The organism is uncultured Polaribacter sp. (assembly GCF_947503875.1).
In the GTDB taxonomy this organism is placed as follows: domain Bacteria; phylum Bacteroidota; class Bacteroidia; order Flavobacteriales; family Flavobacteriaceae; genus Polaribacter.
Genome location: NZ_CANNFH010000001.1, coordinates 141873 through 157224 on the forward strand (window position 1 = coordinate 141873; position 15352 = coordinate 157224).

The 15352-nt window shown below is 31.4% G+C and carries 17 protein-coding genes and 1 pseudogene; 11 read left to right on the forward strand and 7 right to left on the reverse strand.

The genetic code is table 11. The features are described from left to right. Nucleotides 1-67: 67 nt before the first annotated feature. Nucleotides 68-475 (forward strand): HIT family protein, encoded by a 408-nt coding sequence (locus Q0684_RS00625; protein ID WP_299012465.1) that lies wholly within the window; start codon nt 68-70, stop codon nt 473-475. Then, nucleotides 459-677: a hypothetical protein gene (locus Q0684_RS00630; protein WP_299012109.1), complete on the forward strand. Its 219-nt coding sequence runs from the start codon at nt 459-461 to the stop codon at nt 675-677. Before Q0684_RS00625 ends, Q0684_RS00630 begins: the two co-directional genes overlap by 17 nt. On the opposite strand, the gene Q0684_RS00635 is transcribed toward Q0684_RS00630, so the two are convergent. Then, nucleotides 674-1825, reverse strand: a complete 1152-nt coding sequence (locus Q0684_RS00635; RefSeq protein WP_299012110.1) for a HAMP domain-containing sensor histidine kinase — start codon at nt 1823-1825, stop codon at nt 674-676. The genes Q0684_RS00630 and Q0684_RS00635 overlap by 4 nt on opposite strands. Nucleotides 1826-1903: 78 nt before the next feature. On the opposite strand from Q0684_RS00635, the gene Q0684_RS00640 reads away from it, so the two are divergent. Beyond that, complete coding sequence (locus Q0684_RS00640) at nt 1904-2764, forward strand: flavin reductase family protein (RefSeq protein WP_299012111.1); 861 nt, start codon at nt 1904-1906, stop codon at nt 2762-2764. Between the two features lie 14 nt (nt 2765-2778). Continuing rightward, the gene (locus tag Q0684_RS00645; RefSeq protein ID WP_299012112.1) at nt 2779-3150 is read left to right on the forward strand and encodes a DUF3127 domain-containing protein; all 372 of its coding nucleotides are present in this window, start codon (nt 2779-2781) and stop codon (nt 3148-3150) included. 72 nt (nt 3151-3222) lie between these two features. Here Q0684_RS00645 and pruA read toward each other — a convergent pair whose 3' ends face one another. Continuing rightward, entirely contained in the window at nt 3223-4848 is a 1626-nt protein-coding gene (gene pruA / locus Q0684_RS00650) for an L-glutamate gamma-semialdehyde dehydrogenase (RefSeq protein ID WP_299012113.1), read from the reverse strand. 151 nt (nt 4849-4999) lie between these two features. Here pruA and Q0684_RS00655 point away from each other — a divergent pair, with 151 nt between their 5' ends. Further along, nucleotides 5000-5680: an NRDE family protein gene (locus Q0684_RS00655; protein ID WP_299012114.1), complete on the forward strand. Its 681-nt coding sequence runs from the start codon at nt 5000-5002 to the stop codon at nt 5678-5680. Here the strand turns inward: Q0684_RS00655 and Q0684_RS00660 are convergent. The 4 genes and pseudogenes from Q0684_RS00660 to Q0684_RS00670 all read right to left on the reverse strand — a co-directional run bounded on the left by Q0684_RS00660 (nt 5677) and on the right by Q0684_RS00670 (nt 8443). After that, a complete protein-coding gene (locus Q0684_RS00660) occupies nt 5677-6435 on the reverse strand; it encodes a hypothetical protein (protein ID WP_299012115.1) in 759 nt (252 codons plus the stop codon). The two genes, Q0684_RS00655 and Q0684_RS00660, sit on opposite strands and share 4 nt — an antisense overlap. Nucleotides 6436-6495: 60 nt before the next feature. Continuing rightward, a pseudogene (locus Q0684_RS13495) lies at nt 6496-6798 on the reverse strand (DUF3667 domain-containing protein); the annotation flags it as partial. Beyond that, the gene (gene apaG / locus Q0684_RS00665; protein ID WP_299012116.1) at nt 6789-7175 is read right to left on the reverse strand and encodes a Co2+/Mg2+ efflux protein ApaG; all 387 of its coding nucleotides are present in this window, start codon (nt 7173-7175) and stop codon (nt 6789-6791) included. The pseudogene Q0684_RS13495 and the gene apaG, both read right to left, overlap by 10 nt. A 50-nt stretch (nt 7176-7225) precedes the next feature. Then, nucleotides 7226-8443, reverse strand: a complete 1218-nt coding sequence (locus Q0684_RS00670) for a DUF5103 domain-containing protein (protein WP_299012117.1) — start codon at nt 8441-8443, stop codon at nt 7226-7228. 205 nt (nt 8444-8648) lie between these two features. Here Q0684_RS00670 and Q0684_RS00675 point away from each other — a divergent pair, with 205 nt between their 5' ends. The 6 genes from Q0684_RS00675 to nqrF all read left to right on the forward strand — a co-directional run bounded on the left by Q0684_RS00675 (nt 8649) and on the right by nqrF (nt 14760). Continuing rightward, on the forward strand, nt 8649-9998 hold the full coding sequence (locus tag Q0684_RS00675) for a Na(+)-translocating NADH-quinone reductase subunit A (protein ID WP_299012118.1): 1350 nt from the start codon (nt 8649-8651) through the stop codon (nt 9996-9998). Between the two features lie 12 nt (nt 9999-10010). Then, nucleotides 10011-11210 (forward strand): NADH:ubiquinone reductase (Na(+)-transporting) subunit B, encoded by a 1200-nt coding sequence (locus Q0684_RS00680; RefSeq protein WP_299012119.1) that lies wholly within the window; start codon nt 10011-10013, stop codon nt 11208-11210. Further along, nucleotides 11210-12001 (forward strand): Na(+)-translocating NADH-quinone reductase subunit C, encoded by a 792-nt coding sequence (locus Q0684_RS00685; RefSeq protein ID WP_299012466.1) that lies wholly within the window; start codon nt 11210-11212, stop codon nt 11999-12001. Before Q0684_RS00680 ends, Q0684_RS00685 begins: the two co-directional genes overlap by 1 nt. A gap of 1 nt (nt 12002) precedes the next feature. Next, complete coding sequence (locus Q0684_RS00690; RefSeq protein WP_299012120.1) at nt 12003-12650, forward strand: NADH:ubiquinone reductase (Na(+)-transporting) subunit D; 648 nt, start codon at nt 12003-12005, stop codon at nt 12648-12650. A gap of 75 nt (nt 12651-12725) precedes the next feature. Continuing rightward, entirely contained in the window at nt 12726-13448 is a 723-nt protein-coding gene (nqrE, locus tag Q0684_RS00695) for an NADH:ubiquinone reductase (Na(+)-transporting) subunit E (protein WP_299012121.1), read from the forward strand. A 1-nt stretch (nt 13449) separates the two neighbouring features. After that, a complete protein-coding gene (gene nqrF / locus Q0684_RS00700; RefSeq protein ID WP_299012122.1) occupies nt 13450-14760 on the forward strand; it encodes an NADH:ubiquinone reductase (Na(+)-transporting) subunit F in 1311 nt (436 codons plus the stop codon). A gap of 90 nt (nt 14761-14850) precedes the next feature. On the opposite strand, the gene Q0684_RS00705 is transcribed toward nqrF, so the two are convergent. Then, nucleotides 14851-15315 (reverse strand): Na(+)-translocating NADH-quinone reductase subunit F, encoded by a 465-nt coding sequence (locus Q0684_RS00705; protein ID WP_299012123.1) that lies wholly within the window; start codon nt 15313-15315, stop codon nt 14851-14853. Nucleotides 15316-15352: the final 37 nt, after the last annotated feature.

Sequence of the window (15352 nt, forward strand, 5' to 3'; positions counted from 1 at the left end):
GAGCATATCAAAATTCGAATTTGTTTTTTATATTTACCAACAACCAACAACCACAAACCAAACACCAATGAGCATTTTTACAAAAATAATTACCGGAGAAATACCAAGTTATAAAGTAGCAGAAAACGAAGATTTTATTGCGTTTTTAGATATAAATCCCAATGCAAAAGGCCATACTTTGGTTGTGCCTAAAAAAGAAGAAAATAAAATTTTCGATTTGTCTGTAGCAGAATACACCAAATTAATGGCATTTTCTTACAAAGTAGCAAAAGCCTTAGAAAAAGCGGTGCCTTGTTTAAGAGTTGGTATGAGTGTTATTGGTTTAGAAGTGCCACATGTTCATGTACATTTAGTGCCAACTAATAAAATGGCAGATATGCAGTTTACAGAAAAAGTACAATTATCTAAAGAAGAATTTTCTGCTTTAGCAGAAACCATTGCTAAAACGTTTAATAAAAATGAAACCTTGGATTAGATTTGGTTTAGCTTGGGGTCTTTATATGTTTGTAGGAATGACCTTTGTTTGGCCGTTAATTGATGGGGAAGAAATTACGTTTAAAAATGTAATAGTTAAATTTGTTCTTCATATGCTTTTTGGTTTACTGTTTGGATATGTAAGTTCTAAATACAAAAAATACAAGTACGTAATTCGTCCAGAGAAAAATCAAAAAAATTAAATCTTATCCAGTAAAATTTCAAAAGTAGTTCCTTTATCAATTTCAGATTTTTTCACATAAATTTTGCCTTTGTGGTAATCTTCTACAATTCGTTTAGATAAAGATAAACCCAAGCCCCAGCCACGTTTTTTTGTGGTAAAACCGGGTTTAAAGATTTGTTTAAATAACTTTTTAGGCATTCCTTTCCCTGTATCAGAAACAGTAATTTTTACTTTTTTGGATGCGTCTGTAATGGTTACATTTAATTGACCAATACCTAACATGGCATCAATAGCATTTTTAATTAAGTTTTCTATAACCCAACCAAAAAGCTCTATATTTAAATTGCATTTTATGTCTGTTGCAATGCTGTTAAAAGTAAAAGTGATTTGTTTAGAACTTCTAGATTCTAAATAATCAAAAGCGGTTTTGGTAATATTTATAATATTGTTTTCTTCTAACTCTGGAGTAGAGCCAATTTTAGAAAAGCGGTTGGCAATGGTATTTAATCTGGCTACATCTTTTTCTATTTCTGTAATATAGGTATCGTCTACTTTTTCCATTTTTAAAATGGCTATCCAACCTAAAAGAGAAGACAAAGGTGTACCAATTTGATGTGCAGTTTCTTTTGCCATACCTGTCCATAATTTATTGGTTTCAGAAACTTTGTTAGAGCTGTAAAACAGATAAATAATACTTAAAAAAAGTATTAAAATTAAAATTAAAGCAAGCGGATAATAAGTGAGTTTGTTTAGTAAATCTGAATCTCTATAATAGATGTATTGTTTGTTTTTTCCTTTATAACTCATTTCAATCGGCTTATTTTCTGATTTCATTATTGCCAATTGTTCCTTTACATAATTTTTATCTAATGATTTTATAGAATCTAAATTACTAACCTCTAAAATATTTTCATTTTCGTCTACCAAAATCATTGGTATGCTTTTGCTGCTTTCTATAACTTTTAGTGGCAAATCTACACTTGCATTTAAATTGGTATTACTTGCCAATTCTTTTTGAGCTTCAGCTAAAACCTCTATTTTTAAACGCTCTTCTACCTTAAATTTTTGAAAAAACACATACGTATTCCAAAGAATTAAAGAAACTATGGTAAGCGAAGCAATAATGGCAATTCTTTTGAATAAGATGGTGTTTGTTAAAAATTTCATTAAAACAAATATAAAGGTTTACAATAGATAACTCATTTGTATTTTTGATAGTATATTTAAGGACAAAAAATTAAGAACATGCTTACAATAGATCCAAAAGAAATTGCTACTGGTAAATTACATGGTTATTTATTAGGAGCAATTGCGCCAAGACCAATTGCATTTGCTAGCACAATAGACGCAGCTGGTAACCCTAATTTGTCTCCCTATAGTTTTTTTAATGTATTTGGTTCTAATCCGCCAACATTAATATTTTCTCCTGCCAGAAGAGTGAGAGACAATACAATAAAACATACGTTAGAAAACGCTTTAGAAACAAAAGAAGTGGTAATTAATGTGGTAAATTATACTATTGTGCAACAAATGTCTTTAAGCAGTACAGAATATGCTAAAGGTGTAAACGAGTTTGATAAAGCAGGTTTTACCATGTTAAAGTCTGATATTGTAAAACCATTTAGAGTGGCAGAATCTCCTGTGCAATTTGAGTGTAAAGTAAAAGATGTACTTTTTACTGGTGAAGAAGGAGGCGCAGGAAATCTTATTATTTGTGAAGTTGTAAAAATTCATATTCAAGATGCTGTTTTAGATGAAACAGGCGCTATAGACCAACATAAAATAGATTTGGTAGCTAGAGCAGGAGGTAGTTATTATACAAGGGCAAAAGACGGTTTTTTTGAAATACCAAAACCTACTGCTAATTTGGGAATTGGTGTAGATAATATACCACAAGAAATAAGAAATAGTACTATTTTAACGGGCAATAATTTAGGTATGTTAGGTAATGTTTCAGAATTACCATCACAAAAAAGTGTTGATAACTTTGCGAAAGAACACGCGAATTTTATTGGGCTAGAAACCACAAAAAAACATACATTTGCCCAAGAGTTTTTAAAAGAAAATGATGTAGAAAGTGCTTGGAAAGTGCTTTTAATTAAATAGTTAAGTTTTATATTATGGAAGTTATAGGTAAAGTTAAATTAATTGGAGACGTACAAACTTTTGGTGCAAACGGTTTTAGAAAAAGAGAATTAGTTGTTACTACAGATGAGCAATATCCGCAAATGATTATGATTGAATTTGTTCAAGATAAAACAGATTTATTAAATAGTTATAAAGTTGGGCAAGACGTAAAAGTTTCTATAAACTTAAGAGGTAGAGAATGGATTAATCCACAAGGTGAAGCAAAGTATTTTAACTCTGTGCAAGGTTGGAGAATTGAGAGTTTATCTCAAGGAGCACCTCAAGAAGGAAATTTACCTCCAGTAGACCAATTTAAAGAAGCGTCTAGTGTTTCTGATGAAGAGCCAGATGATTTACCATTCTAGTAAATAGAATTGATGAAAAAAAGAGCATTCAAATAATTGAATGCTCTTTTTTTGTGCTGTAAACTTTGTAGTTTATCCTAAAAAAGGGTATTTGTAATCTTCTGGACTAACAAAAGTCTCTTTAATTAACCTTACAGAAGTCCATCTTAATAGGTTTTGTGCAGAACCAGCTTTGTCATTTGTACCAGAAGCTCTAGCACCACCAAAAGGTTGTTGCCCAACAACAGCACCAGTTGGTTTGTCGTTTATATAAAAGTTTCCTGCCGCATTTTCTAAAGCTTTAGATGCTTTTTCTACAATATATCTATCTTTTGAGAAAATAGCACCTGTTAAGGCGTATTCTGTAGACTCATCAACTAATTTTAAAGAAGCTTCCCATGCATCATCTTCGTAGATGTAAATGGTAATTACTGGTCCAAAAAGCTCTGTAGTCATGGTTGCATATGTTGGCGATTTTGCCAAAATAACAGTTGGCGCTATAAAATAACCAACAGATTTATCATAATTACCACCTAAAATTATTTCTGCATCTGCATCTTGTTTTGCTGCATCTATATATTTTGCAATTTTATCAAAAGAACCTTCATGTATAACAGCATTTACAAAGTTGCTGGTATCTTCTGGAGACCCCATTTTAAGCTCGTTAACTTGGTTTGTTAAGTGTGTTTTTACATCATTCCATATAGAACTAGGAATGTAAGCACGTGAAGCTGCAGAACATTTTTGACCTTGGTATTCAAAAGCACCTCTTGTTATTGCAGTTGCTATTTGTAAAGGGTTTGCAGAGTTGTGTGCCCAAATAAAATCTTTACCACCAGTTTCTCCTACAATTCTTGGGTAGGTTTTGTAGGTGTGAATATTACTACCAATTTGTTTCCATAAGTTTTTAAACACTGTTGTAGAACCCGTAAAATGTAATCCAGAGAAATCTGGTGATGCTAAAACAGTATCAGAAATCATGACAGGATCTCCATAAACTACATTAATTACGCCATCTGGCAACCCCGCTTCTTTAAATAAATCTACAATTACTTGTGCAGAATATGCTTGGTGGTCAGATGGTTTCCAAACAACAACATTACCCATTAAAGCTGCTGCTGCTGGTAAATTTGCTGCAATAGAAGTAAAATTAAAAGGCGAAATTGCGTATACAAAACCTTCTAAAGGTCTGTATTCAACTCGATTCCAAATTCCTGGAGCAGATTCTGGCTGATCTTTAAAAATATCAGTCATATACTGTACATTAAATTTAAAGAAATCAATCATTTCGCAAGCAGCATCAATTTCTGCTTGAAAAACATTTTTAGATTGTGCTAGCATTGTAGCAGCATTCATTCTGGCTCTGTAAGGTCCTGCTAATAATTCAGCAGCTTTTAAAAAGATAGATGCTCTTTCCATCCAAGAAACCGAAGACCAAGCTTCTCTTGCTGCCAAAGCTGTAGAAATTGCAGTATCAACATGGCTTTTATCTGCAATATGGTATTGCCCAACGATATGTTTATGATCATGAGGTGGTGTAATATTTCTGGTGTTTCCTGTTCTAACTTCTTCACCATTAATGTGCATAGGTATGTCTATATTACCATGGTACATTGTTTTATAAGTTGCTAAAACTTCATTTCTTTCAGGTGAATTTGGTTTGTAACTTTTAACAGGTTCGTTAACTGCTACAGGAACATTAAAAAATCCTCTTGCCATTGTATGTTTATTTAAAAATTATCGACTAGTTTTGAGAAATCAAAGTTACAATTTTTGTTTTAATAATTTTAACGTATGTTTGACGCTATTTGTTAATGAAAATGTAAAATTTTCTTTGAAATGCTATATTTAATTCAATATTAATTGCCTAATGTGTACTGTTACCTATTTGCCTTTACAGGATAATAATTTTATTTTAACGTCTAATAGAGACGAAACTCCGTTGCGAAAAACAATAGCGCCAAAAGATTATGTAGAAGATGGTGTAAGCTTAACTTACCCAAAAGACGAATTAGCAGGTGGAACTTGGATTGGTTTAAGTGAGAGAAAACGTTTGGTTTGTTTGTTAAATGGCGGTTTTAAAATTCATACTAGAAAACCACCCTATAAAATGAGTAGAGGTGTTATTGTGAAGAAAATTTTAAGTGCTAAAAATGCAGTTTCTTTTATAGAGGAATTCAATTTTGCTGGAATAGAGCCTTTTACGCTAGTTTTAGTAGATTGGGATGCAAGTTTAAATACCTTTGAGCTTGTTTGGGACGGAGCCGAAAAACATTTTAAAGAATTACCACAAGAACCAATAATTTGGTCTTCTAGTACATTGTATACTGAAGAAATGAAAAGTATGCGTCAAAATTGGTTTACGAAATGGGTAAAAAATAATCCAGATTTTTCTCAAGAAGAAATATTAGAATTTCATCAAAATGAAAGTTTAGGCACAAAAGGGACTTCACCAAAAATGAAAAGAGAATTTGTAGAAACGGTAAGTGTTACTTCTGTTAAAAAAGAGCAGACAGCTGTAAATATGTTGTACTTAGATTTGCTAGACTAAAATAACGCAAAAGATACTATTGCCACTAAAACAATACTTAAAGTACCTATGATAGCGTAACTAAAATTTAAGAATAAAAATTTTAGTATAGTTTTGCCATAACCTTGATTGTAAAAGTTTTTCATTGCTAAGAATAGATAAATTAGAAACACAAATAAAAAGACTCCCCAATTGCCAGTACCAATAAGAATACCTGTAAAAGTTGCAATGCTTAATAATATAAACAAAACGGTTTGTGTATGAAAAACAAAAATTAAATGATCTACATAAGTGTATTTTCTTCTTAGATACAAAAATTTAAGAAATAAGGTAAAAATTGGAAGAAAAATAAATAGGGCAATAGAACTGTAAGACAGGGCTTCCTTTACATATCTGTCTACGACATCTTTATTATTTGAAAGCTCATTTACCGTTTTAGATTTTTGATATAGAAATCTATTTTTAAAACTTTTCTTTTGTTTTAAAGAATCTAGAGCAATATCTGTACTTAATTTTGGGTTTTTCTTTTGGAAAGTAATAAAATCGTCAAATTTAGTTCCTTTAAAAGAAATCTTGTTTTTCCTAATTTTTTTTCTTTTAATTGAATCTTTTGCCTCTGCTTCTATTTTAGCTAAAATTTCTTTTTTGTAATTTTTAGTTAAGGGTATAAAAGATTCTTCTAATTCTTGAGCTACTATTTTTTTAATAGAATCTGCTTTAATTTGATTGTCTTTTAAAGCATCTTCTAGGTTTACTTTTGTAATTTCTTCGCTCATAGAATACGCTTTGTATTTATCGTAAGTTGAAGAAAAGCTAAGTATTAAAAAAAAGAGAATAGAAACTGTAATGTAAAAACGAAAAGGATTAGAATACCTGCTTCTTTTACCCTCTTTATAGTCTTTGGATATTTTACCCGGACTTGTTAAAAGCGGAATTAATGTTCTCCAGAATTTCGCATCAAAATTAAAGAACCCGTTAAAAATTTCGCGAACAAAATCTTTAAAATTTATTTGGTTTCCCTTGTTTGCTTGTCCGCAATCTGCACAAAATTTTTCTTGCCCATTAAAAGGATGCCCGCAATTTAAACACGTAGCATCTTTTATTTTTAGAAGCTTTTTTTTTGGTTTTATTAATTTGATAAGGCAGGTATTGCTAGGTTAAAAGTAGGAATGTATACTTTAAATTGTTCGTAAGTTTCTAAATTTATCATGGTGTAAAAACCTTTCATGGCGCCCATATTAGATTTTAAAAAACAACCAGAATTATACGTGTAAACATCTTTAGGTTTTAGGGTGGGAGTTTGCCCAACAACACCAGGACCACTTACCAATTCTGTAGCGCTTAAAGAATCGTAAATTTTCCAGAAACGATCTGTTAGTTTTACAGTATGCTCACTATGGTTTTCTATAGTTACAACATAAGAAAATACGTAATATGCAGTATTATTTCTGTTACTCACACTATTAAAGTTTGTTTTTACAGAAATTTTTATGCCTTTTGTTATTTGTTCTACCATACCTAGTAAAAGTAGGTTTTTAGATTTGTTTTTACAAATCTATTTTCAGACTATCTATTCTGATCAAAAAAACCAGTACCAACGCCAATTACTCTATCAAAAAGACTTCCAAAAGGTTTGTAGTAGGCAATTACAGTATATTCGTTTTCAGTTTCAAAAAAAGAACCACGTATATCTTTTGTGTTTAAAATGTTATCTTTTTCTGAGGTTACAAAAGTATAGTTGTAAAAACCTTGTTTTAGTAAAATGCTAGCATTGTAAGTTTGGTTTTTAGGATTGTAATACATTCTATTTTTGTCTGATGTGTTAAAGTTATTAAAAGCGCCGTAAACATAAACTTCTTTCTCTTTAAACATTTCGTCTACTTCTAATGTAAAATGCATTAATGCATAATCTGCCTCTGTATTATTGTCTTTACCTTCTAAGGTTCTTACTACAAATTGCCCATTAATATCTGGGTTGTAGGTGTATTCTAAAAATTCATTATAAGTAGTAGGGTATATATAATGATTAAACACTTCATCGTGTGTAACACGAACAATATTTAAACTTTTATTTCTAATAATTTTACTATCAAAATGCAAATATTCATTATCTCCCCAAAAATTAGTTTTATTGGTGTATGTGTATAAAAGCTGATTTGGTTTAAAAAAAGTGGGCTGCAGATTGCTAATGGTTTCTTGCCAATTGTTATTTTTTACAATAGCAACGTTAACCTCTAAGCCAGGATTGTTAATAGCAATATTTGGGTGATTTACAGAAAACTGAATGGTTTGTTGCGAGTTTTCTGTTTTGGTATTTCTACTTCTTTCTACAGTAACACCTACTGTGGCTAAGTTTTCAAATAAAACGAATTTTCTAGTAAAAACTACATCATCATATTCATCTAACACAGAAAGTAAATAATTACCACTCTTGGTTATTTCTGTATTTACATTGGGTATTCTTACAGCATAATGTGAATAACTTTGAAACGTATTAAACGAATTGGTTACGTCTATGATATAATTTTGATCAAAGCCATTAATATATTGGCTAGGTAATAATCTACTTTTTTTCCAATCATAGGTCATGTGTTCTATTTTATATTGATAGTCTTTGCTATCTGCTTCCAAATCATCAAAAGACAATTCTAAAACAGTGCCTAAAGGGACAATTGCTGTAAACACATTTTCTTGTAATGGCCTTAATTGAATGGTTTTTATGTGTTGACTAAAACTTATCAACGTAAAAAACAGAAGAAATGTAGTAGTTGTTTTTTTGCTCATTTTACAAAAATATTAAATCATTTCATAGATTAATCAAAATTTAAGCCAAAAAAAGATTTTGATATTTTATAACAAACCTATTTATTTAGAATAATTATAAATAAGATTTTTTAACTAATATTAAAGAATATTTATATCTAAAATAATCGTTAAAACCATTATTTTTGCATCGATTTTTTTAGTTAACTAAATATTCCAATTTACTATGTCAAAAGACATTCGTATTAAAAAAGGCTTAGATATTAAGCTTGTTGGCGTTGCAGAAAAAACCACTACTGCTATTTCTCAAAGTAGTGTTTATGCAGTTAAGCCAGAAGACTTTCACGGAATAATACCCAAACTTATTGCAAAAGAAGGCGCAGAAGTAAAGGCAGGAGATACTCTTTTCTATGATAAGAGTAATGAAGCTGTTTTATTTTCGAGTCCTGTTTCTGGAAAAGTAGTAGAGGTAATCCGTGGAGCAAGAAGAAAAGTTTTAGCAGTTAAAATAGCTGCAGATGCAACACAATCTTATAAAGATTTTGGTACCAAAGATGCAAACAATATGTCTGCAGAAGAGGTTAAAAATCATTTATTAGCATCAGGTTGTTGGCCATTTGTAAAACAGCGTCCGTTTGATGTTGTTGCTAATCCAGATCAGGCGCCAAAAGCAATTTTTGTGTCTGCTTATGCAAGTGCACCTTTAGCTGCAGATTTAGATTTTACATTGGCAGGTAAAGAAGAAGAATTACAAGCTGCTGTAACCGCAATTTCTAAGCTAACACAAGGTAAAGTGCACGTTTCTGTTGGTAAGAATTCAAATTCGCCTTTTGCAAACTTAAAAGATATTCAACTTCATAAAGTTTCTGGGCCACATCCATCAGGAAATGTTGGTACTCAAATTGCACAAATAGACCCTATTAACAAAGGAGAGGTTGTTTGGACTTTAAGCGCTCAAGACCTAGTTGTAATTGGAGAAATGTTATTAACAGGAAGGTTGAATTTAGAAAGAACAGTGGCTTTAACAGGTTCTAAATTTGCTACGCCGCAATATGTAACTGCTATTGCAGGAGCTAACGTTGCAGATTTAGTAAAAGGAAATCTAAATAGCGATAATACTAGAGTTATTAGTGGAAACGTACTTTCTGGAACAGAAATTAAAGAAGACGATTTTTTAGGTTATTACGATAATCAAATTACAGCAATACCAGAAGGAGACGATTATGAGTTTTTTGGATGGAATAAGCCTGTTTTTGATAAAGTATCTACTTCTAGAGCACTAACTTTTTCTTGGTTAACACCAAATAAAAAGTATGATTTAAATACCAACACAAACGGCGAGCACAGAGCGTTTGTTGTTACTGGTTCTTATGAGCAAGTTTTTCCTTTAGATATTTATCCAATGCAATTGTTAAAAGCATTTATGTATAAAGATTTAGATGAAATGGAAGCTTTAGGTGGTTATGAAGTAGCACCAGAAGATTTTGCTTTAACAGAATTTATTTGTGTATCTAAACAACCGCATCAAAAGATTATTAGAGAAGGTTTAGATTTAATGAGAGAAGAATTAGGATAAGATTATACTATTATGAGCTTAAAACAAAACTTACATAATTTAAAAGAAAAGTATAAAGGTAAAAAAATGGCACCTGCATTTAATGCAATCCATACCTTTTTATATTTGCCAAATGAAGTAACTCATGGAGGTACTCACATTAAAGCAGCAGACGATTTAAAACGTACTATGAATACTGTAATTACGGCATTAATACCGTGTTTACTTTTTGGTATGTTTAATGCGGGTTATCAACATTATGCAGCTATAGACCCATCTTTAAGAACAGATGTTTTAGCTAACTTTTTTACGTTTGATAACTTGTGGATAGGAATTATTAAAGTATTACCATTAGTTATTGTTTCTTACGGTGCTGGTCTTATTGTAGAATTTATTTTTGCAGTTATTAAAGGGCATGAAGTGGAAGAAGGATATTTAGTAACAGGTATGTTAGTACCTTTAATTGTTCCTATTGATACACCTTTATGGATGTTAGCAGTAGCAGTGGTTTTTGGTGTTGTAATTGGAAAAGAAGTTTTTGGTGGGACAGGAATGAATATTCTAAACCCAGCATTAACTATTAGAGCATTCTTATTTTTTGCATATCCAACTTGGATGTCTGGAGATAAAGTTTGGGTATATGAAGCAACAGAAAGAGCAGGAACTGCAGATGCAATATCAGGAGAAACGATTTTAGGTAGTTATGCACAAAATTCAGAAGTTATTTATTCGAATTGGGATAAGTTTATGGGCTTTATACCAGGTTCTGTAGGAGAAACTTCAACATTATTGATATTATTAGGAGCAGCTTTTTTAATTTTTACAAAAATTGGAAGTTGGAGAATAATAGTATCTACATTTGTAGGCGCTGCAGTAATGGGCTTAATTTTTAATGCTGTTGTTAGTGCAGATGTAATTACAGAATCTAGTAAATTTTATGGTTTAATGAATACGCCTTTTTGGGAACACTTAATGATTGGTGGTTTGGCGTTTGGTGCTGTATTTATGGCAACAGATCCTGTAACAGGTTCTCAAACAAATAAAGGAAAGTGGATTTATGGTTTCCTTATTGGTTTTTTATCAATAATGATTCGTGTATTTAATCCAGCATATCCAGAAGGAGTTTTCTTAGCAATATTATTAATGAATGTTTTTGCACCAACAATAGATCACTATGTTGTGCAAGGAAACGTTAAGAGAAGAATGAAACGTTTAAAAGCTAAAACAGCATAATTATGGCAAATACAGATAAAAATTCGTATACGGTAATATTCGCTACTGTAATGGTAATCGTAGTTGGTTCATTATTGGCGTTTACTGCGGCTTCCTTAAAGCCAAATATTAAGGAAAACGAAAGAATGGAAAAGCAGCAAAATATTTTGTATGCTATGGGAATTAACGAAAATGAAGAAGGAAGTATCAATTTTATCTCAGAAGATAAAGTTGCTGAAGTTTTTTCTACAGGTGTTACAGAACAAATTGTTTTAGAATATAAAGACGGCGCAATTGTTAAAGAAATGAGTCGTGACGAGTTTATGAAGGCCAATAGTATTGAGCCTTATTTAATTGATGTTAAAAAACAACAAACCAGAGCTAAAGAAGGCAAGTCTCGTTTTTTACCTTTATTTAAAGGTATGCAAGACAATAAAATTGTTTATGTAGCGCCAATTAGAGGTGTTGGTCTTTGGGACGCAATTTGGGGTTATGTTGCTTTAGATAAAGATATGGTAGTAAGAGGTGCTTATTTTGATCATAAAGGAGAAACTCCTGGTTTGGGTGCAAATATTAAACAGCGTTATTTTATGGATGATTTTTATGGTGAAAAATTACTAACAGATGCAGGTGTTTTTAAAGGCATAACTGTAGCAAAAGGAAATAATGATCCTACTAACGAAATTAAAGATGATTACGAAGTTGATGCTTTAACGGGTGCAACTATTACAGGTGATGGTGTATCTGCAATGATTAAAAAAGACTTGAAGTTATACTTACCTTATTTCCAGAACTTAAAAAATAAATCGTAAAATGGCATTATTATCAAAAAAAGATACCAAGTTAATTACAGATCCTTTAACGGATAACAATCCAATTACTATTCAGGTTTTAGGTATATGTTCTGCGTTAGCAATTACTGCAGAGTTAAAAGCTTCTATAGTAATGAGTATTGCAGTAATATTTGTAATGGGCTTTGGAAACGTGGTTATCTCATTAATGAGAAACGTTATTCCTTCTAAAATTAGAATTATTGTGCAGCTTATTGTAGTTGCCTCATTAGTAATTATTGTAGATCAAGTTTTAAAAGCATTTGCTTATCCGCTTAGTAAAACATTAGGTGCCTTTGTAGGTTTAATTATTACCAACTGTATTATTATGGGACGTTTTGAAGCTTTTGCATTAGCAAATAAGCCTTGGCGTTCTTTCTTAGATGGTATTGGAAATGCCTTAGGATATGGAGTAATACTAATTATTGTTGGTTTTTTTAGAGAACTTTTAGGAGCTGGTACTTTATTAGGATACCAGGTTTTGGGAGATCCTATTACTAAGACAGGTTTATACGCAATAGGTTATGAGAATAACGGATTTATGTTATTATCACCTATGGCTTTAATAGTGGTTGGCCTTATCATTTGGGTGCAACGTAGTAGAAACCCTGCGTTAGTAGAAGAAAATTAAATAATAGCAACTTGTTTAAATGTAGTAATGATTTAGTTCATCATTCATTTAAATAAATATCAGAAAATATAAATTATGGAACATTTAGAATTATTTTTTAAATCAGTTTTTATTGATAACATGGTATTTGCAACATTTTTAGGAATGTGTTCTTACTTGGCAGTATCAAAAAAAGTAACTACGGCTGTAGGACTTGGTGTAGCTGTTATTTTTGTATTAGCAATTACTGTACCTTTAAATTGGTTATTAGACCAGTATTTATTACAACCAGGTGCATTAAAGTGGTTAGGTAAAGAGTATATAGATTACGATTTAAGTTTCTTATCTTTTATTATGTTTATTGCAACCATTGCAACAATGGTACAATTGGTAGAAATAATTGTTGAAAAATTTTCACCATCATTATACAATTCTTTAGGTATATTTCTACCATTAATTGCTGTAAACTGTGCTATTTTAGGTGGTAGTTTATTTATGCAATCTCGTGAAATAGCATCCTTAGGTTTGGCATTTAATTATGGTATATCATCAGGAATTGGTTGGTTTTTAGCCATTTTAGCAATTGCAGCAATTAGAGAGAAAATTAGATACTCAAGTGTTCCTCCAGCTTTAAGAGGTTTAGGAATTACTTTTATTATTACAGGTCTTATGGGCATTGGTTTCTTAAGCTTTGGTGGTATGTTAACTGGTGGAGATGAAGAGGAAAAGCCAGCAACAAAAACAGAAGCTGTTATCAAGAAAGAAGATTTGAAGGAAGACAAGAAAGAAATAGCAAAAAACACGAAAACGATACAATAATATGATTTTAGCAGCAGGTACTACAGGAACTGTTATTGCAACAGTGGTCGCATTTTTAATAATCGCTTTATTGCTAATAACTTTGTTATTAGTTGTAAAACAGAAATTATCTCCATCTGGTCCTGTAAAGATCATGATTAATGGAGAAAGAGAAATAGAAGTTGCCTCTGGTGATTCGCTATTAACTACATTAGGAAGTAACAAAATATTTTTGCCATCTGCTTGTGGTGGAGGTGGAACTTGTATTCAATGTGAATGCCACGTTACAGAAGGTGGAGGAGAAGCTTTACCAACAGAAGTGCCACACTTTTCTAGAAAAGAGTTAAAAGATGGGGCACGTTTAGCATGTCAGGTTAAAGTGAAGCAAGATATGAATATTTCTATTCCAGAAGAAGTTTTTGGAATTAAGAAATGGGATGCAGTTGTAGTTAGAAACTACAATGTGGCCTCTTTTATTAAAGAATTTGTGGTAGAAATACCAGAAGATATGGGTTATAAAGCAGGAGGTTATATTCAAATTGAAATACCACCTTGTGAAGTTAAGTTTGCAGACATGGATATTACTGCGCACCCAGAAGAGCATGATACAGCAGACAAATTTGAAGGAGAATGGGATAAGTTTAACTTAAGACCATTGGTAATGAAAAATACAGAAACTGTAGAAAGAGCATATTCTATGGCTTCTTACCCAGCAGAAGGTAGAGAAATTATGTTAAATGTACGTATTGCAACACCTCCTTTTGATAGAGCTAAAGGTGGCTGGATGGATGTAAATCCTGGAGTTGCATCTTCTTATATTTTCAATTTGAAAAAAGGAGACAAGTGTGTTATTTCTGGTCCTTATGGAGAATTCTTTATCAACGAATCTGAAGCAGAAATGCTTTATGTTGGTGGTGGAGCTGGTATGGCTCCAATGCGTTCTCATTTATACCAATTATTTAGAACTATTAAAACTGGTAGAAAAGTAACGTATTGGTATGGTGGTCGTTCAAAAGCAGAGTTATTTTATATAGATCACTTTAGAGCATTAGAAAAAGATTTCCCTAACTTTAAATTTTATTTAGCTTTATCTGAGCCTTTAGAAGCAGACAATTGGAAAGTTAAAAAAGATATTAATGATGAAGCAGGAGATGGTTTTGTTGGATTTATACATAATTGTGTAATCGAAAACTATTTAAATCATCATGAAGCTCCAGAAGATATTGAATTGTATTTCTGTGGACCACCATTAATGAACCAAGCTGTTCAGAAAATGGGAGAAGATTTTGGTATTGCAGATGAAAATATCCGTTTTGATGACTTTGGAGGATAGACTTTAAAGTGTTAATACATTAGAAATTAAAAAGGCCAATACATTTTTGTATTGGCCTTTTTAATAGGTTTAAGTATGTTCTTTTACACTTTAGTTGGTTAAAACGGTTTCTAAATGATATACTGGAGATCCGTTTTCACGCTCAAACAGCTTAGAATAATCCATTACGTTTGGCAAATTATCTAGTTTACATAAATAACTAATTACAGCGCATAAACCGTTAAATAATGTTTCGTCAGAACTACCGTTTATAGGTTTTTTATTATAATGGCATAATGGCGTTTTAAAGCCACAAGCCTCTAAAAATATTTTCTCTATTTCTAAAATTTCTAATGGGGTATATCCATTAAATTTTCTGCCTAGATTTTGATGAACACGACCAACATAGCTTAATTTAAGAGAACCATGATCGTTAGAAAGATGTTTCCAACTATCTAAGTTGTCTAAGATATTGCCAACTGCACAAGCCGTGCAATCTTCTGGGTTTAGTTTCTTATTATGAAAAGCGTTGTATAGTTTAATAAGCGCTTGTTCTAATCTATATGGAGTATTCATATTTGAAATTTTTACTTTTTAAAAATAATAATTAATG